Origin of the sequence: Hoylesella marshii DSM 16973 = JCM 13450, from assembly GCF_000146675.1 — a bacterium.
In the GTDB taxonomy this organism is placed as follows: Bacteria; Bacteroidota; Bacteroidia; order Bacteroidales; family Bacteroidaceae; genus Prevotella; species Prevotella marshii.
The window spans coordinates 2,271,774-2,290,393 of sequence record NZ_GL397214.1; the positions used below are offsets into that span (position 1 = coordinate 2,271,774).

The following is an 18,620-nucleotide window of genomic DNA, read 5'->3' on the forward strand; positions in this document are numbered from 1 at the left end:
CCAAATCCGAGAGTCGGACGGCGCAAAACACTCGTGAAAAACGAAATCCGGGAGTCGGACAGCGCAAAACACTCGTGAAAAACCAAATCCGAGAGTCGGACGGCGCAAAACACGCGTGAAAAACCAAATCCGAGAGTCGGACAGCGCAAAACACGCGTGAAAAATCGAATCCCAAGTTGGGATTGGACAGAACGCCCATTCTTTTTAACATTTGAGCTGTTGCAGAAGATACAGTTTTTTTATTCATAGGTTTTAAAATGCTGCAAAGGTAGTAAATAAAAGAATTCCGAGAGGTTTCAGCCTACCAAATGTCCATTACGCCTCATTCTACCTCCAAGCGTGCTGCCACTTTGCTCTTCGGTGTCCTCTCTCCTCGGGGATGCGGGTAAGCTCCGTCGGGGCTTACAGTCCGATAGCCTTATCCCGAACTCACGTATGAATGCCTTGCTTTTCCATGTGTTGAATCTGCTGTAAACGTTCGCAATGAAGTGCTATTTTTAGTACATGAATAATTCTTTGTCTATCTCTCCGCCCATCTTCTTTAGTCTATTTTTCTATATAATTCGCTGTATTTTTCCATTCAATTCAAATTATTTATTTATATTTGCACGGATGAATACGGGAATCTCACACTAAATAAAATAACTTCACCATATAAAATAACTTCACCATGAGAAAAGTACTTATTTCAGCACTATTGGTAATCTGTGCGTTTGGAACAAATGCACAGGAATCTACCCCCATTGTCAACAATGTGAAGCTAAGCGGCTACGTGATTACGCAGTATCAATACAGCGGCCAGAAAGATGCCGAAGCAAACAGTTTCAATCTTCGTATGGGACGTTTGATACTCGATGGCCGGATTTTAGACGATTTCTTTTGGCGCGTGCAGTTGCAGGTAAACGGAAATACGTCCACGTTAGGTGCATCTCCACGATTGGTAGATATGTTTGCTGAGTGGCAGAAATATGACTATTTACGTGTGCGTATGGGACAGTTTAAGATTCCTTTCACGTTTGAGAATCCCGCCCATCCCATAGACCAAGGTTTCTACAATCTGGCCAACAGCGTGCTTAAACTGTCTCATTTCAGCGACAGGACGGGTGCCATCGCCAGCAACGGACGGGACGTAGGTCTTGAAGTCTATGGAGATTTCCTGAAAAACAACGAGGGCAGAACCCTCTTACACTACGAAGTAGGCGTGTTCAATGGGCAAGGCATCTCTCTGAAAGATGTAGACCAGCGCAAAGATATCATAGGAGGTCTGTGGGTGAAACCCATTGAGGGACTACGTATAGGCGTGTTCGGATGGGAAGGAAGCTATGCCCGCAGAGGTACATGGACGGAAGGCGGCACTCCACAAACCGGCTTGCGTAGCATGGCCAAGCACCGTTATGCCATTAGCGGCGAGTATATGAAAGACGACTGGACACTACGTTCTGAGTACATCCACAGCACTGGATACGGCTTTACTACCGCTTACAATAAGAGCGAAGATGCCAAAGAGGCCGACATCAACCACGCCGCAGGCAACAAAGCCGATGGTTTCTATGCCTCTGCCATTGCCCCCCTTGTGAAAGAGAAGCTGCATGCAAAAGCACGCTATGACCTATACAGACCGCAAGCAACTTGGGGTACGGCCGTGAATCAGTATGAAGTAGGCCTTGATTATATCTTTGCGAAACGGTTTAAAATTGGGGGGTCCTACATCTTTGTGAACGACCGTGCGCTGGCAAAACATAATTATAATATGGTAGATGTACAGGTCTCCGCACGCTTCTAATCCGTCTTACACAGCAAACAAGGGGGAGTGAAAATACGATTCGTCTCCCCTTGTATATCCCGATATATTATTTTATCACTCAATATACTAACTTAAAATCTTTATACCATTATGAGTAATATTCCATCCATATTTTGGTTGATTCCGGTGGCATCGGTATGCGCACTGGGCATGGCGTGGTACTTCTTCCGCACACTGATGCGAGAAGAGGAAGGTACGTCCCGTATGATTGAGATAGCCGAGCACGTGAGAAAGGGTGCGATGGCCTATCTGAAACAACAATACAAGGTAGTCTGCATCGTGTTTATCGTGCTTGCCCTTCTGTTCGCCTTTATGGCCTACGTGCTAAAAGTGCAGAATCCTTGGGTACCTTTTGCTTTCCTTACAGGCGGACTATTCTCAGGCTTGTCGGGCTTCTTCGGCATGAAGACAGCCACATATGCGTCTGCACGCACGGCACATGCGGCACGTACAGGGCTTGACCGCGGCTTGAAGGTGGCTTTCCGTAGTGGGGCGGTCATGGGGCTTGTGGTAGTAGGTCTAGGTTTGCTCGACATCGCCTTGTGGTTCATCGTGCTTAGCTGTGTCTATGAAGGCGACAACTTTGCCCTTATTACCATTACCACAACCATGCTAACCTTTGGTATGGGTGCGTCTACTCAGGCCTTGTTTGCCCGTGTGGGCGGCGGTATTTATACCAAGGCTGCCGACGTAGGTGCCGACCTTGTGGGTAAGGTAGAGGCCAACATTCCCGAAGACGACCCGCGCAATCCTGCTACCATTGCTGACAATGTGGGCGACAACGTGGGCGATGTGGCCGGTATGGGTGCCGACCTCTACGAAAGCTATTGCGGCAGTATCCTTTCTACTGCGGCTCTGGGTGCAACAGCCTTTGCTTTCAATGCCGACCTGCAACTGCGTGCTGTCATAGCACCGATGATTATTGCTGCCGTCGGTATCTTCCTCTCCCTGATAGGCATCTTCATGGTTCGCACGAAAGAAGGCGCCACCATGAAGGAACTGCTTCATTCCTTGGGGCTCGGCACTAATGTAGCTGCCGGACTGATAGCTGTTGCAACCTTCGGCATACTCTATTACTTGGGTATTGAGAATTGGCTCGGTGTATCGTTCTCCGTCATCAGCGGTTTAGTGGCAGGCGTCATCATCGGGCAGTCTACCGAGTATTATACCTCGCATAGTTACCAACCTACCCAGAAGATAGCCGAAGCTTCACAGACAGGTTCGGCCACTGTTATTATAAAAGGTATCGGTACAGGCATGATTTCTACCATGATACCTGTAGTAACCATCTCTGTGGCCATCATGTTGAGTTATCTTTGCGCTAACGGTTTCGACACCAGCATGAGTGCAGCAAGCATCTCTAAGGGACTATATGGTATCGGTATCGCCGCCGTAGGCATGCTTTCCACATTGGGCATCACCTTAGCCACCGACGCATACGGGCCTATAGCTGACAACGCCGGAGGCAATGCCGAAATGAGTGAGTTGGGCGAAGACGTGCGCCATCGCACCGATGCCCTTGACGCTTTAGGCAACACCACAGCTGCTACGGGCAAGGGCTTTGCCATAGGTAGTGCCGCCCTTACCGCATTGGCTTTGCTCGCCTCCTACGTAGAAGAGATAAAAATAGCCATGGTAAGAGTAGTCAACGAGGGCGGAAGATTCCTCGACGCTGCTGGAAATATGTTTGACCCAACGACGGCCAACATGACCGACTTCATGAACTTCTTCCAAGTAAATCTGATGAACCCTATGGTTTTAGTGGGTGCTTTTATCGGTGCGATGGCCGCTTTCCTGTTCTGCGGTCTGACAATGGGTGCTGTGGGACGTGCCGCCGGAGCTATGGTAGAGGAAGTTCGCCGTCAGTTCCGTGAGATAAAAGGCATCCTCGAAGGTAAGGCCACACCCGATTACGGACGGTGCGTGGAGATTTCCACTCGCAGTGCGCAACGTGAGATGATACTGCCTTCATTCCTTGCCATCCTTATTCCCATCGTTGTAGGTATCGTGCTCGGCGTAGGTGGCGTGTTAGGCTTGCTGGTGGGAGGTCTGTCCACAGGCTTTACACTGGCTGTATTCATGGCCAACGCCGGTGGCTCTTGGGACAATGCGAAGAAGATGGTAGAAGAGGGCAATTTCGGAGGGAAAGGCTCCGACTGCCATAAGGCAACCATCGTGGGCGACACCGTGGGCGACCCGTTTAAGGATACCAGCGGCCCAAGTTTGAACATCCTTATCAAACTCATGTCGATGGTCAGCATCGTCATGGCCGGACTGACGGTAGCCCTCTTGTAACAAGATGTACCAACCCCAGGGAATACCACATGGGTAAAGGTTCGAAAACAGTAATACAGTGAATAGAGAAAAGGACTCTTCTAAGCATCATCACAGGAATCATCATCACTACCGTGACGACGAATTGACGCTACAGAATCAAAAGCGATTTGCATCTGCACGAATGCGCAAGCGGATAGCACGGGTACTGTTTCGTGTACTCTGTCTCATCACGGTGCTGACTGTCGCCTTTTGCGCCTATATCTATTTAGCAGAATAACAGGAAACGGGGAATGTTCAATAACGGGCATTCCCCGTTTTTATTCCAAATCAGTCATGAGAGCCTATACCGATTTGGGGTTTAGGGTCGTAAAGTTGCGATTGATAAGTTGGCATTCGAACCCTGTACAGATGGCGTTTATATAGGGAAAGGTCGACAACCTTTTTCGGCACAAATCGGATAAAAAAGAGAAGGGACGTATAAGAAAATACCCGCTTTCTTTGGTGCATTGCATAAAAAATAGTACCTTTGTCCCCACTTTTTGGCGTAATCGCTGGCGGGAAGATGTGTTGCCCGTTATGTTGCGTTGGAATGATAAACAAATTTAATCATCAATTAGAATGGATTTAATGAAAGTTGCTGAGGAATCCTTTGCTACAGGCAAACGCTTTCCTGAGTTCAAATCGGGTGATACAGTCACCGTTGCTTACAAAATCGTTGAGGGAACGAAAGAGCGTATCCAGCTGTATCGTGGTGTGGTGATCCGCATCTCAGGACATGGGGATAAGAAACGCTTCACTGTACGAAAGATGTCCGGTACCGTTGGCGTTGAGCGTATATTCCCCATCGAATCGCCCAACATTGATAATATTGAGGTGAATAAGCGCGGTAAGGTGCGCCGTGCCAAACTGTATTATTTGCGTGGACTTACAGGCAAAAAGGCACGTATCAAAGAGAAAAAAGTGCTTACAGGACAGAACTAATCAGAGGTTCAAGTCTTTCAAAAACGAATCGAGTAGGAAGGAAATCACATGGTTTCCTTCCTACTTTCGTTTTCTGCCCTATGGAGATGGATATACAATGAAGGAAAGAACGTGGAAGGTCGTTCGCTTGCTCTATATAAAAGCCTTATCACAGCGCATAGCTTAGGCTCATGTTAGCTGTTTCCTATCGCACTGTGCAGAGCAATGTGCGCAGAGCCTTCCGTAGATTGCCGGCTGCCACTGCGGGTTGCAACGCTTCTTGCAGCGGCATGGAGGTCGGTGTAATGGCATGTACGCGGGCAAACCCTGCGGTGAGCAGACGGTCGCGGTCATTCACCTGTCCGGCAACGAGCCACACGGGAACCCCGCGCCGGGCAGCTCGCAGGAGGATGCCGTGAGGCAGTTTGCCCATCAGCGTCTGGCAGTCGGCACGCCCTTCACCGGTAATCACTACGTCGGTTTCAGCGAGCAGACGGTCGAAAGAGAGCAAGTCGAGCAGCAAATCTACCCCAGAGCGCATACGTGCCCTGAAATATTGCATAAAGGCATAGCCCAATCCACCCGCAGCTCCTGCGCCTGCAGCGGTAGAACAGTCGAAGCCGAAATGACGTGCAGAGCGACGTGCAAAAGCCTGTGCACGGGCATCGAGCAGGGATACCTGCGCCGGTGTAGCCCCTTTCTGCGGGGCAAAGACATGGGCGGCTCCCTGTTTGCCGCATAGCGGATTGGTCACGTCGCAGGCCAGCGTTATATCCATTTTGCGGAAAAGATCGAAAAACTGTCCGTTGTCGCCGCAACTCTCCATCACAGCCTGTAGCATACCCATTCCCGCATCGCTCGTGGCACTACCGCCCAAGCCTATGATGAACCGACGGCAGCCTCGGCGCAGCGCATCGACCATCAGCTCACCCGTACCGTAGGTAGTAGCCGACAGTACATCGCGCTCTGCCGGAGGAATGAGCGTCAGACCGCTGGCTCGTGCCATTTCGATGATAGCAGTGCCGTCTGTCGAAAGTCCGTATTCAGCCCGTAAGGGGCGCATCAGTGCGTCGTGCACTTCCACTTCTATACGCCGCGTATCCAGCGCAGAAGTAAAGGCTTCCAGCATGCCTTCGCCGCCGTCTGATACAGGAAAGGCCTTGATATTCGCCTCTGTATCGTAGGCAGAGATGGTCTCGGCCACAATCGTTTCGGCCTCCTCGGATGTGAGACAGCCCTTAAACGAATCAATCATCAGTAAGTAGTTCTTCATGCAATATAAACGGAAAACACACGTTATATTGCCAATGAGACCGCTTTTTCTACTCTTGGCCTTCTGCCTCGGCAGTATGATGCAGATGAACGCGCAGACCTTTACGCTGCAAGGTCGTGTAACAGATAAGGACAGCCGCCCCGTGGAGCTGGCTGCGGTGAGCGTTGTGGCACAGGGAAAGATGGCACTGACCAACCTCCGTGGCGAGTTCAGCCTGCAACTGTTGTCGACCGACAGCGTGACGGTGCGTTTCTCGATGGTGGGTTATCGTACGAAGACCCGTGTACTGCATCGTCCTCGTGGCCGACAGACGCTGCAAGTCGTGTTGTACGATGATAATGTGTTGGACGAAGTTGTGGTGACCGAGCGCAAACGACAGACGGGTACGACGCAGCAGCTCGACGTAAAGGATATGAAAAACACGCCGTCGGCCACCGGCAATGTCGTGGAAGAACTCTTGCAGACACAGGCTGGCGTATCTACCCACAACGAGTTGTCATCACAATACAATGTGCGTGGCGGCAGTTTCGATGAGAATAGCGTGTATATCAATCATGTGGAAGTATATCGTCCGTTCCTCGTGCGCAGCGGACAACAAGAGGGTCTGTCGGTGATCAACTCCGACATGGTAGGCTCCGTGAACTTCTCTTCGGGCGGTTTCGAAGCCAAATACGGCGACAAAATGTCGTCAGCCCTCGACATTACCTATAAGCGTCCGAAGCACTTCGAAGCCACTTTGGCTGCCGGACTGCTCGGTGCCAATGCCTATGCAGGTATGAGCAACAAACGTTTCTCATGGCTGAACGGCTTGCGTTATAAGACAAATCAATACCTGTTAGGGTCACTTGAGACCACGGGCGAATACCACCCGCGCTTCCTCGACTACCAATCTTACCTCAGTTACACGCCGAACGAACGTTGGCAAATCGACATCCTCGGCAATATCTCAGAGAATCATTACGACTTCCGTCCTGAGGACAGAGAGACACGCTTCGGCACATTAGAGAATGTGAAATCGTTTAAGGTATATTTCGATGGGCAGGAAAAAGACCTCTTCCGTACATTCTTCGGCTCCATCACTATTATGCGGAAGTTAGGTGCTGGCACATCGTTGTCGCTTTCCGCTTCGGCCTTTCACACCAAGGAACGCGAAACCTACGACATACAAGGACAATATTGGCTCACACAGACCGAGACAAGTGAGAATCTCGGTGTAGGTACGTATATGGAGCACGCCCGCAATTACCTGACTGCCAATGTGCAGAGCATGAAATGGCTCTTCAATAAGAAGGCGGGACATCACGACATATTGGCCGGTCTCACCCTACGAACAGAACGGATAAGAGAGCAAGCGCGTGAGTACGAAATGCGTGATTCTGCCGGTTACAGCATGCCTCACACAGGACGCGACCTCCACCTTATTTATACCTTGTCGGCACGCAACCGCCTTCATGCCCGTCGTACAGAGGCTTTCATTCAGGATACCTACAAGTTTACCACCCACGAGGAACAGACATTCTTTACCCTTAACTACGGCATACGTTTCAGTCATTGGAGCTTCAACCGCGAAACGCTTGTCAGTCCGCGTGTATCTTTGGGCATCGTGCCTGCCTTTAGCCACGATGTCACCTTGCGCTTGGCCACAGGTCTTTATTACCAATCGCCTTTCTTCAAAGAGCTACGCGACACCGTCACCAGCCATGGTGTTACCCTTGCAACACTGAACGAAAACATTCGCAGTCAGCGTTCCATCCACTTCATTGCCGGTCTCGATTATCGTTTCCATCTGAAAGATAGGCCTTATAAATTCACTGCAGAGCTTTATTATAAGGCACTTTCCCGTCTTATCCCTTATAGTATTAATAACGTGAAAGTGGTTTACGGAGGCCATAACGAGAGCAGCGGACATGCCGCAGGCATAGACTTGAAACTATATGGTGAGTTTGTGCCGGGTACCGACTCGTGGGTGAGCCTTTCGCTGATGGATACAAAGATGCGGCTGAATGACAGAAGCATCCCCCTGCCCACCGACCAACGTTTTGCCATAAACTTGTTCTTTACCGACTATTTTCCGGGCACCGACTGCTGGAAGATGTCACTCAAATTAGCCTATGCCGACGGACTGCCTTTCGGACCGCCCCACCGCAGCATAGAAACGCATACCTTTCGTGCACCGGCCTATAAGCGAGTAGACATCGGTATGAGCTACCGCGCGCTCAATAACGATGACCGTCATGCCCGTAGTCCCTTCAGAAATATTTGGCTCGGAATCGACTGTCTGAACCTTTTCGGTATCAGTAATGTCAATTCGTATTACTGGATTACAGATGTCTTGAGCCAGCAATATGCTGTTCCCAACTACCTTACCGGCCGGCTTTTCAATGCACGCGTATGGTTTGAATTTTAGATGAAAAAGACATGATTCGCCGTGCGAAGCAAAGGCAAAGTACGACAGATCCAACACAGATGCCGTTTGCGCCGAGAAAGGTTGCCGACCTTTCCATGTACAAACGCCATCTGTACGTGGTGCGAATGCCGACTTATCATCTGTAACTATATGACCATGAAAAATTACAATCTCAAACTTTTGAGCATCGAATACAAAAGAATCACAGCAAAAAGAGGCTGAAAAGTGACGAATGAAAAGCACCTCTCCACGTGAAAACGGAGGAAGAGAAAGGAAAAGGTGAGAAAGGGAATGCGATACCGGCCATCCGTGCTACCCTTTCTCTACCCCCGAAGGTCGTGTACAACCATCCATGCAGATAGAAAAATATGAGGTTTGGGTAGGTAATTATAAAAAATATGCTATCTTTGCACCGCACAATCTGTAGACGAATAATAGACCGACGGCCTTTTTATCCCAAATCGGTCATGAGACTTTGTACAGATCTTGTTTGATTGTCGTTCAGATTGTCTGCCATCTTGCCGAAGGCGTAGCAGACTACGTCGAGAGAAGATGCCAAACAAGATGCCGACATGTGAATAAAAGATGACAAGGAGCCATGTAATCAACATTAAAATGGTAGATGAGGAGTCTCATGGTCGATTGGGGATTATGATATTTCGTGTAGAGGTCGGTGCAGAGACGAACAAAGGTATTAGATGAATAGAAAGCGATTGTTTCCGGATTATATATTCGAGTCAAGTTGGGAAGTCTGTCATAAGGTGGGAGGTATCTACACCGTCTTATCAACACGTGCCATGACACTACAGGCAGTTATGGGTGATAACCTCTTATTTATCGGCCCCGATTTGGGTGATGCCAACACGAACTTCATTGAGGACAGACGTTTGCTGAAAGCGTGGCACATCCATGCACAGATGGCAGATGGTCTGCGCATTCGTGTGGGACGGTGGAACATTCCCGGGCAACCCGTTGCCATCCTGACTGACTTTACGCCTTATTACGCGCAGAAAAACGATATCTATGCCCGTGCATGGGAGACGTCACAGGTGGACAGTCTGCATGCTTACGGCGACTACGATGAGGCTTCGATGTTTTCTTACGCTGCGGCAAAGGTGGTGGAGAGTTTCTATCGATTCCACGAGCTGGAGACGAAGCGTGTGGTCTATCATGCCAATGAATGGATGACAGGTCTCGGATTGCTGTACCTGCGGCACATGCTCCCTCGCATAGCCACCGTGTTTACCACCCATGCTACAAGCATCGGACGTAGTATTGCGGGTAACGGGAAACCGCTGTATGCTTATCTTTCGGCCTATAATGGCGACCAAATGGCCACGGAGTTGAACATGCAGAGCAAGCATTCTGTGGAGAAACAGACGGCAAAATATGCCGATTGCTTTACGACCGTGAGCGACATCACTGCCGAAGAGTGTCGCGAACTGTTGGACAAGCCCGTGGATGCGGTGCTGTCCAATGGGTTTGAAAATGGCTTTGTGCCCAAGGGTACGATGTTTACTAAGAGACGGAAGATAGCGCGGCGTCGCATGCTCGATGTGGCAAATGCGTTGCTTGGTACGTCCCTCGACGACAATACATTGATAGTTTCGACGAGCGGACGTTACGAGTTTCGCAATAAAGGTATCGACGTGTATATCGATGCACTCAACCGTCTGCGCTTTGCCGGAGGTATGGAAAGAGATGTGCTGGCCTTTATCGAAGTGCCGGCATGGGCAGGCGAGGCGCGGCAAGATTTGCAGGAACGGCTGAAAAGAAAGGAGACGGCACAGAAACCTCTCGCCGACCCACTCTTTACCCATTGGCTACACGACGCACAAGGCGACCGCGTGGTCAGCATGATGCATGCTCTCGGTATGGAAAACAGGGCGGAAGACCGCGTGAAACTTATCTTCGTGCCACATTATCTGAATGGTGCTGATGGCATCTTTGACTTGCCTTACTACGACTTGCTGATAGGCAACGACCTGTGTGTATATCCCTCTTATTACGAGCCGTGGGGCTATACGCCGCTCGAATCCATTGCTTTCAAGATTCCCTGCATTACCACTACATTGGCCGGCTTCGGGCTTTGGGCTAACAGGGTGATGGGCAGAGACTGCCGAATTGACGACGGCGTGGAAGTCATCGCTCGTACCGACGACGATTACAACGAGGTGGTAGAGGCAGTGAAAGACACGATACTGCGCTATGCGCATATGCCGGAAGAAGACGTGAAAGCTGCCCGCAAAGCAGCAGGGAAACTGTCGGAGAAGGCGTTATGGAAGAAATTCATACATGATTATTACAAGGCTTACGACATCGCTCTGCGCCATGCAGAGAGCAGAGTAAGCCGATAAAATACATTTATTTTTAGAGCTTATGAAAATTAAAGCAGATTATTCAAACGTTCCCCAGTGGAGGGAACTGTCTATCAAATCCAGACTGCCCAAAGAGTTGGAGTGCTTGGACGAATTGGCACACAACATGTGGTGGTCATGGAATTATGAGGCGCGAGAGATGTGGGAGAGCCTCGACGAAGCCCTCTACGAAGAGGTGGGACATAACCCCGTGTTGCTACTCGAACGGCTGAGCTATGACCGCAAGGAAGCCATCGTGAAAGACAAGGCCACGATGAAGAGAGTGAAAGATGTGTATGCCGCTTTCCGTAAATACATGGATGTGAAACCCGACAAGAAGCGTCCGTCGGTGGCTTATTTCTGTATGGAATACGGTATCAACCAAGTAGTGAAGATATACTCCGGCGGTCTGGGCATGCTGGCCGGCGACTACCTGAAGGAAGCATCCGACAGTAACGTAGATATGTGTGCCGTGGGCTTCCTGTATCGTTACGGCTATTTCAAGCAATCGTTGAGTATAGACGGTCAGCAGATAGCCAATTACGATGCACAGAACTTCAACTCGCTGCCCGTGGAACGCCAGTTGGATGCATCGGGCAATCCGCTTGTGGTGGAAGTTCCTTATATGAACTACGTCGTCCATGCCTATGTGTGGCGCATGAATGTGGGGCGTATCAGTCTGTATCTGCTGGATACGGACAACGAACTCAATTCGGAGTTTGACCGCCCCATCACCCATTCGCTCTACGGCGGAGACTGGGAGAACCGTTTGAAACAAGAGATATTGTTGGGCATCGGCGGTATATTGACGCTGAAGAAACTCGGCATCACCAAGCAAATTTATCACTGCAATGAGGGACACGCTGCCCTCTGCAATCTGCAACGACTCTGCGACTACGTGGAAGGTGGTCTGTCATTCAATCAGGCTATGGAGCTGGTGCGTGCCTCATCGCTCTACACAGTGCATACCCCTGTTCCCGCAGGTCACGACTATTTTGACGAGACACTCTTCGGGAAATATATGGGCAATTATCCCGCTAAGCTCGGTATCTCATGGGACGAGTTTATCGGCATGGGACGCGAGAATCCCGACGACCACAGCGAGCGTTTCTGTCTCTCTACCTTCGCTTGCAACACCTGTCAGGAGGTGAATGGCGTGAGCAAACTGCACGGTTGGGTGAGCCAGCAGATGTTTGCCCCCATCTGGAAAGGCTATTATCCGGAAGAGAATCACGTGGGCTATGTCACCAATGGCGTGCACTTCCCTTCATGGACAGCCACGGAATGGCGTAAGTTGTATGCCAAATACTTCGATGCCAACTTCATGAACGACCAGAGCAACGAGAGCATTTGGCACGCTATTTACAACGTGCCCGACACCGAGATATGGGATACCCGCATGGCCTTGAAGCGCAAACTCGTGGACTACATACGCGGAAAGTTTACCGAGACATGGTTGAAGAATCAGGGCGACCCCTCGCGTGTGGTATCGTTGCTCGAACGTATCAACCCCAATGCACTGATGGTGGGCTTCTGTCGCCGCTTTGCCACCTATAAGCGAGCACACCTGTTGTTTACCGACCTCGACCGTCTGTCCAAGATAGTCAACAACCCCGACCGACCCGTGCAGTTTATCTTCTCGGGGAAAGCCCATCCCGCCGACGGTGCTGGGCAGGGACTCATCAAAACCATCTTCGAAATAAGCCAACGTCCGGAGTTTCTGGGTAAGATTATCTTCCTCGAAGATTACGACATGCAGCTGGCACGCCGCCTCGTATCGGGCGTAGACATCTGGATGAACACGCCCACACGTCCGCTCGAAGCATCGGGAACATCCGGCGAGAAAGCCGAGATGAACGGCGTGGTCAACCTCTCCGTACTCGATGGTTGGTGGGTCGAAGGCTATCGCGAAAATGCCGGATGGGCACTTCCCGAAAAGCGCACCTACGAGAACCAGAACTATCAAGACCAACTCGATGCCGCTACCATCTATGGTCTGCTGGAAAACGATATCCTGCCGCTATACTACGCCACTAATGAGCAGGGCTACAGCGAGGGATGGATTCAAGTCATCAAAAACTCTATCGCCACCATCGCTCCCCACTACACGATGAAGCGCCAGCTCGACGATTACTATACGAAGTTCTATGAGAAGCAGGCTGCCCGCTACACCAAATTGCAGGCCAACGACAACCGCATGGCCAAGGATTTGGCACAGTGGAAAGAAAATGTGGCCGAACGATGGGATGCCATCCGTGTGGTGTCTAAAGACAATGAGTTTCTCAACAATGGCGGAGAGACCGGCGTGAAATACAAGGTGCGCTACGTGATTGACGAGCAAGGGCTCCAAGATGCCATCGGGCTCGAACTCGTGATACTGAAGGCCGACAACAGCGACAGCGAGAAAAAGGTATTCAGCATCCATCCGTTTAAGATGACCGGGCACGAAGGCAACCGCTACACCTTTGAGGTAACGGTGGAACCCGACGAAGCCGGTGCCTTTGTGAGCTGCGTACGCATGTATCCCAAGAACAACCTCCTGCCTCATCGACAGGACTTCTGCTACGTGAAATGGCTTGACTAAGCCACCGTGCAAACAAGATAAGGCCACGCAGGCGCGTCATCATCACGACGTGTTGCGTGGTCTTTTTTGCATCCATGGGCGGTTCGTCCCAAACCTATGGAGATTTAAGACTTCGTAACACTTTTGTTAAATCTCGACCGAAAAAGATGCGGTCGTCGGCCAAACTTTCTGCGCACCAAGTTTAAACTTTCTGCGCAGAAAGTTTGAACGAGATGCGCACCAAATTTTTTGCCTCTGCAAGAACCTAATTGTCAGTAAGTTACAAAGGCACTTTTTGAGCGCTTTTTGCCTTGTCTTTTTAACACTTCGCGCATTCTCTTTGCATTGAAAATCCATCTTCGTCCTGCTTGTATTTTATAGAAATTAAACAGTAATGGGATAAAAAAGAGGGTCGTTTTAAGTTTTTTAGCGCATTTCTTTGTGAATGAAATATTTTTTAGTACATTTGCAACATCAATAAGGATAAACGGAAAGACGTGAAGAAAATAAACCGGCTCTTACTCATAGCAGCAATGCTCAACGTGGCTTGTGATTTCAAGCTGCCACGGAGCGGCAAGGACGATGCGTGCGCTCAGATAGAGGTGCAACGCTACGACCGTGCCGAAAGCCGCTATCTGATGACCGGCGACTTCTCAGCTCTCCAACAGATGAACACGGGCTATCCCGTGGAAACCCGCGCATTGATAGAAGACCTGCTCAAGATTGGTGAGGTGAACGACCCGCAAATCAATACAAAGCTGCTTAAATTTTACCAAGACAGTGCGCTGCAAACGCTCATCTCAGATGCCGAGGCACAGTATGCCAACATGGACGACATCAACAAAGACCTGACCGAAACATTTGGAAAGTTGAAACAATGGCTGCCCGACCTGCCCCTCCCCACGGTCTACGCGCAGATTACAGCCCTCGACCAAAGCATCGTTATCGGTAACCAAAGCATCGGCATCTCGCTCGACAAGTATCTCGGTACAGATTATCCCCTGTATCTGAAGTATTACAGCAGGGAGCAGCGACGGCTGATGACACGTCGCTATATGGTGCCTGATTGCGTGAGCTTCTATCTGATGAGCGTATATCCATTGAGCCGGTACGACATCCGCAGCCAGCAGGAGCGCGACCTGCACATGGGTAAAATCATGTGGATTGTAAACCGCGCGCTGGGACAAAATATCATGAAAAGCCGATTTGTAGATTGCATAGACCGTTACATGAAGCATCATACGTCGGTTTCCATAGCCGAATTATTAAGAAGCGACGACTATTCGGCATTCATCGACTGATGCCTCTGCCATCGTGCAACCCAAGCCTGAACCGTCCGAAATAAGACTTTTTTAATTCTCCGTGCAACTTTTTTCGGTTTCCTTTCGTCTAACAGACAAAAAGAAACCTAATGAAATCACACACAATGAACAAGAACATTGCATGGATGTTTGTATTCGCATTCGTCAGCCTTTCGGCACGGGCACAGACGGAGCGCGTGGATACCACGCTGAACATCGCCGAAGTGAAAGTAACGGGACATACTACCATCCACAAAGTAGACCGCACACTACTCATGCCGACCGCCGAAGAACGCAAAAACTCCTACACACCCTACGAGCTGCTTATGAAGATGGCAATACCCAACCTGAGGGTAGACATCATGAAAAAAGAGCTGAAAGCCTTCGGGCAAGACGTGCAACTGCGCATCAACGGTATCATAGCTACAAGCACCGAAGTAGCGGCCATACTGCCACGAGACATCCTGCGCATTGAAATGATAGACCATCCGGGCAAGCGATATGGCGACGAAGAGTTGGGAGCTGTCATCGACATCATCGTAAAGAGACGCGAATCGGGCGGGGAAATCAACGCGCAACTCCGCAACTCGCCCAACGTCTTTTTCGGTGACAATTTTCTGTCGGCGAAGTTCAACCACGGCCGGTCGCAGTGGGGCATCGACTACTGTATAAATTACCGCGCTGTTAAGCACATGCATGCTGATATGGATGAGATGTTTTTGCTCGGCGGGAAGACCATTCATCGCGTACAAGAGGGAATAGACGACAGAATGAGGTACACGTATCAAGACCTCGGCCTCTTCTACAACTACATGCTGCCGGAGCGTTTCACCCTCAACATCGCCATGAGAAACAATATCCGCAATGCTCCTCACGATAATGACAGGAAAAGCAGGATATACAACGCTGCGACACCCCATTTGCAGACTTTCTCTATAGTAAAAGACCATCCGAGCCACTATACCCCCTCGCTTGATGTGTATTTGCAATACTTACCCACAAAACAGCAAACGATAACGGTAGACCTCGTGGGCACCATTATCCGTAGTCGCTCGCGACGTAGCTACAAGGAATATGTGCTGCCGCAGAGTCCGCTGGCCGACATCACGACCCGCGTAAAAGGGCTGAAGCATTCGTTTACGGGCGAGGCCATCTACGACCTGACGTTGCCTTCGAAAGCCGTTTTCAGTACCGGCATACGTCATTATCAGGCGTTCGCACATAACGAATATACGGGTAGCAACACGGCCTTGTCGGAGATGAACCAAAGTCGGTCGTCAGCCTTTGCCGAACTACGCGGTAATTTGGGAAAGGTCTCTTATACGGCAAGTGCCGGTCTCACGCGTTCTTTCTTCAAAGAGGGCGGTGAGCGCCATACGTACACTCTCTTTACGCCCACGTTGCGTATCAGCTTCGCCCCCCACAAGAATGGTTATCTGAACTATCGCTTTACCACCAATCCTGTGATTCCGGAACTAAGCTCGCTGACGAATGTGGAGCAGGCCATCGACACCATCATGATACAAAGAGGCAATCCGAATCTGCGCACGTATAGTGTTTACGACAACAGCATCAACTATACGTTTAACAAAGGAAAGGTGTCGGCTGCACTTTATATGCGCCACATCTACCGGAAGAACTGTATCATGGAGCAACTGTTTGAAGAACGAGGCCATATCGTGATGATGGATGACAACCAGCGTAGTCTGCAGTCATTGAGCTTCTGGCCGGAATTTACTCTGCGCGGGCTTGACCTCTTCGGTATCAAGAACTTCCTCACACTGGGACTCGAGGGCGGATTCTCTCGCTATTGGAGCCACGGCAACGATTATTACCACACGTATAACAGCACGTATTTGAGTTGTTCGGTCACGATGATGTATAAGGAGTTTTCGCTGATGCTCAAACAATCTACCCGCAACAGTTGGCTTTACGGCGAGACCATCCGCAAGGGCGAAAACATCAGTGTGGCAGTATTCACATGGAACCATAAGCGTCTGTCGCTCGGTGCAGGTGTGTTCTTCCCCTTTGTCAATAACTATCGGACGGGTAGCGAGCGTTTGGCCAAAGTGGCTTCGAGCACTTCGTGGAACTATTTGAAAGAGGCCGGCAATCTATTTGTCCTCACTTTCGGCTACAACATCGAGTTCGGAAAGAAGTATAACGCAAAGAAGAAACGCATAGAAAACAGCGACCGCGAAAGCGGAGTATTGAAAGTGAGCAACTAAATCATACAGCCGATCATCCCGAATCGGTTATGAGCACCTGTACAGGAAGCCATGTCATCCCTGTAAAATGGTAGATAAGCAGTTTCATGACCGATTCGGGATATTCATATGCCCAATCATTTGCTGGTCACGAGAAAATTTCATACTTTCGTATCTGTTACAACAGTGATACCCTAACCATATGCTCAATATCGCAATCATAGGCGGCGGTGCCGCAGGATTCTTTGCCGCCATTGAAGCAAAGAGACAGGCACACGAAGCCACTGTAACCATCTTCGAGCGGGCAAAGAAAGTATTGGCAAAAGTAGAAGTTTCGGGCGGCGGACGCTGCAATCTTACCAACTCTTTTGCTGCCGTAACCGATTTGAAGAACGTGTATCCGCGTGGACATCGGTTGATGAAACGCCTTTTCAACACCTTTGATTATCAAGACGCCTACCAATGGTTCGAGTTGAGGGGTGTACCGCTCGTGGTGCAAGAGGATGATTGCGTGTTTCCCGTATCGCAGCGTTCGCAGAGCATTGTGAGATGTCTGGTGCGTGAAGCACAGACCTTGGGTGTACAGGTGCTCACCTCCCATGCGGTGGAAGCCATATTGCCGCAACCCGATGGCCGATTGGCACTGTATTTCAAGGGGCATTCTCCGCAATACTTTCACCGTGTACTCGTGGCTATGGGTGGGTCTCCACGCATAGAAGGTCTGAAATATTTGGCTGACATCGGCCATCGCATCGTGCCTCCTGTGCCTTCCCTATTCACATTCAATCTGTCTGACAAGGCTTTTAAGCACATGATGGGCACGGTGATTAGCCCCGTCACCGCATCTATCTCCGGTACCAAATTCCGCGCCGAAGGGGCTTTGCTCATCACACATTGGGGAGCCAGCGGCCCCGTTATTCTTAAACTTTCATCGCTTGCTGCCCGTTATATCCACGAACAACACTACCATTTTCCACTTGCCATGAATTGGATACACGAGTCGAATGCAGCCCGGGTAGAAGAACAGATGACCGCCCTTGCAGCTCAAAACGGCAAACGGAAACTCGCTACCGTCAGACCTTACGGGCTTACCGGCCGCGTTTGGGAGCATCTGCTGCAACGGGCGGGCATGCCGACAGACAAACGTTGGAGCGAGATAGGCAGGAAAGGGCTCCATCAACTCATCGAGGTACTCACCAACGATGTGTATGATGTCAGCGGACGGGGTAGTTTCCGCGAGGAGTTCGTTACCTGCGGCGGTATAGATTTAGCCGATGTCAATCCTCGTTCATTAGAGAGTAAAGTTTGTCCCCACCTCTTCTTTGCCGGCGAAGTGTTGGATATAGATGCCGTTACAGGCGGATTCAATCTGCAGGCGGCATGGACTACCGGCTTTGTTGCAGGCCGAAGCATGACCGAAACATTTACAAAAGATACTTAAAATACGCTCATTCCCACTGTTTCTTAGAAA

The 18,620-nt window shown here is 50.0% G+C and carries 11 protein-coding genes; 10 read left to right on the plus strand and 1 reads right to left on the minus strand.

Annotated elements, in window-relative coordinates; genetic code table 11:
* The first annotated feature begins 670 nt into the window (after positions 1–670).
* From HMPREF0658_RS09340 to rplS, 4 genes are all read left to right on the plus strand, one after another.
* Positions 671–1,783, plus strand: a complete 1,113-nt coding sequence (locus tag HMPREF0658_RS09340; protein ID WP_006950417.1) for a porin — start codon at positions 671–673, stop codon at positions 1,781–1,783.
* 111 nt (positions 1,784–1,894) lie between these two features.
* Complete coding sequence (locus HMPREF0658_RS09345) at positions 1,895–4,099, plus strand: sodium-translocating pyrophosphatase (RefSeq protein WP_006950418.1); 2,205 nt, start codon at positions 1,895–1,897, stop codon at positions 4,097–4,099.
* 58 nt (positions 4,100–4,157) lie between these two features.
* On the plus strand, positions 4,158–4,358 hold the full coding sequence (locus HMPREF0658_RS11445) for a hypothetical protein (protein ID WP_139047753.1): 201 nt from the start codon (positions 4,158–4,160) through the stop codon (positions 4,356–4,358).
* A gap of 341 nt (positions 4,359–4,699) precedes the next feature.
* Complete coding sequence (gene rplS / locus HMPREF0658_RS09350) at positions 4,700–5,062, plus strand: 50S ribosomal protein L19 (protein ID WP_006950420.1); 363 nt, start codon at positions 4,700–4,702, stop codon at positions 5,060–5,062.
* A 184-nt stretch (positions 5,063–5,246) separates the two neighbouring features.
* On the opposite strand, the gene HMPREF0658_RS09355 is transcribed toward rplS, so the two are convergent.
* Entirely contained in the window at positions 5,247–6,314 is a 1,068-nt protein-coding gene (locus tag HMPREF0658_RS09355; RefSeq protein WP_006950422.1) for a glycerate kinase family protein, read from the minus strand.
* Between the two features lie 34 nt (positions 6,315–6,348).
* Between HMPREF0658_RS09355 and HMPREF0658_RS09360 the strand changes: the two genes are divergently transcribed.
* From HMPREF0658_RS09360 to HMPREF0658_RS09385, 6 genes are all read left to right on the plus strand, one after another.
* Entirely contained in the window at positions 6,349–8,721 is a 2,373-nt protein-coding gene (locus tag HMPREF0658_RS09360) for a TonB-dependent receptor plug domain-containing protein (RefSeq protein WP_024991064.1), read from the plus strand.
* 698 nt (positions 8,722–9,419) lie between these two features.
* Entirely contained in the window at positions 9,420–11,078 is a 1,659-nt protein-coding gene (locus HMPREF0658_RS09365) for a glycogen/starch synthase (RefSeq protein WP_006950426.1), read from the plus strand.
* Positions 11,079–11,100: 22 nt separating this feature from the next.
* Entirely contained in the window at positions 11,101–13,662 is a 2,562-nt protein-coding gene (glgP, locus tag HMPREF0658_RS09370) for an alpha-glucan family phosphorylase (RefSeq protein ID WP_006950427.1), read from the plus strand.
* A gap of 476 nt (positions 13,663–14,138) precedes the next feature.
* Positions 14,139–14,942, plus strand: a complete 804-nt coding sequence (locus HMPREF0658_RS09375) for a gliding motility protein GldB-related protein (protein ID WP_006950428.1) — start codon at positions 14,139–14,141, stop codon at positions 14,940–14,942.
* Positions 14,943–15,067: 125 nt separating this feature from the next.
* On the plus strand, positions 15,068–17,170 hold the full coding sequence (locus tag HMPREF0658_RS09380; protein ID WP_006950429.1) for a porin family protein: 2,103 nt from the start codon (positions 15,068–15,070) through the stop codon (positions 17,168–17,170).
* A gap of 181 nt (positions 17,171–17,351) precedes the next feature.
* Positions 17,352–18,590 carry a BaiN/RdsA family NAD(P)/FAD-dependent oxidoreductase gene (locus HMPREF0658_RS09385; protein WP_006950431.1) on the plus strand — a complete coding sequence of 413 codons (1,239 nt, stop codon included), beginning with the start codon at positions 17,352–17,354 and terminating at the stop codon, positions 18,588–18,590.
* The last annotated feature ends 30 nt before the right edge of the window (positions 18,591–18,620 follow it).

Excerpts from the sequence above, each read along its gene's own strand:
- HMPREF0658_RS09365 (WP_006950426.1), top strand. The coding sequence starts at position 9,420 with ATGAATAGAAAGCGATTGTTTCCGGATTATATATTCGAGTCAAGTTGG.
- HMPREF0658_RS09380 (WP_006950429.1), top strand. The coding sequence starts at position 15,068 with ATGAACAAGAACATTGCATGGATGTTTGTATTCGCATTCGTCAGCCTT.
- HMPREF0658_RS09340 (WP_006950417.1), top strand. The coding sequence starts at position 671 with ATGAGAAAAGTACTTATTTCAGCACTATTGGTAATCTGTGCGTTTGGA.
- rplS (WP_006950420.1), top strand. The coding sequence starts at position 4,700 with ATGGATTTAATGAAAGTTGCTGAGGAATCCTTTGCTACAGGCAAACGC.
- HMPREF0658_RS09360 (WP_024991064.1), top strand. The coding sequence starts at position 6,349 with ATGAGACCGCTTTTTCTACTCTTGGCCTTCTGCCTCGGCAGTATGATG.
- HMPREF0658_RS09355 (WP_006950422.1), bottom strand. The coding sequence starts at position 6,314 with ATGAAGAACTACTTACTGATGATTGATTCGTTTAAGGGCTGTCTCACA.
- HMPREF0658_RS09385 (WP_006950431.1), top strand. The coding sequence starts at position 17,352 with ATGCTCAATATCGCAATCATAGGCGGCGGTGCCGCAGGATTCTTTGCC.
- glgP (WP_006950427.1), top strand. The coding sequence starts at position 11,101 with ATGAAAATTAAAGCAGATTATTCAAACGTTCCCCAGTGGAGGGAACTG.
- HMPREF0658_RS09345 (WP_006950418.1), top strand. The coding sequence starts at position 1,895 with ATGAGTAATATTCCATCCATATTTTGGTTGATTCCGGTGGCATCGGTA.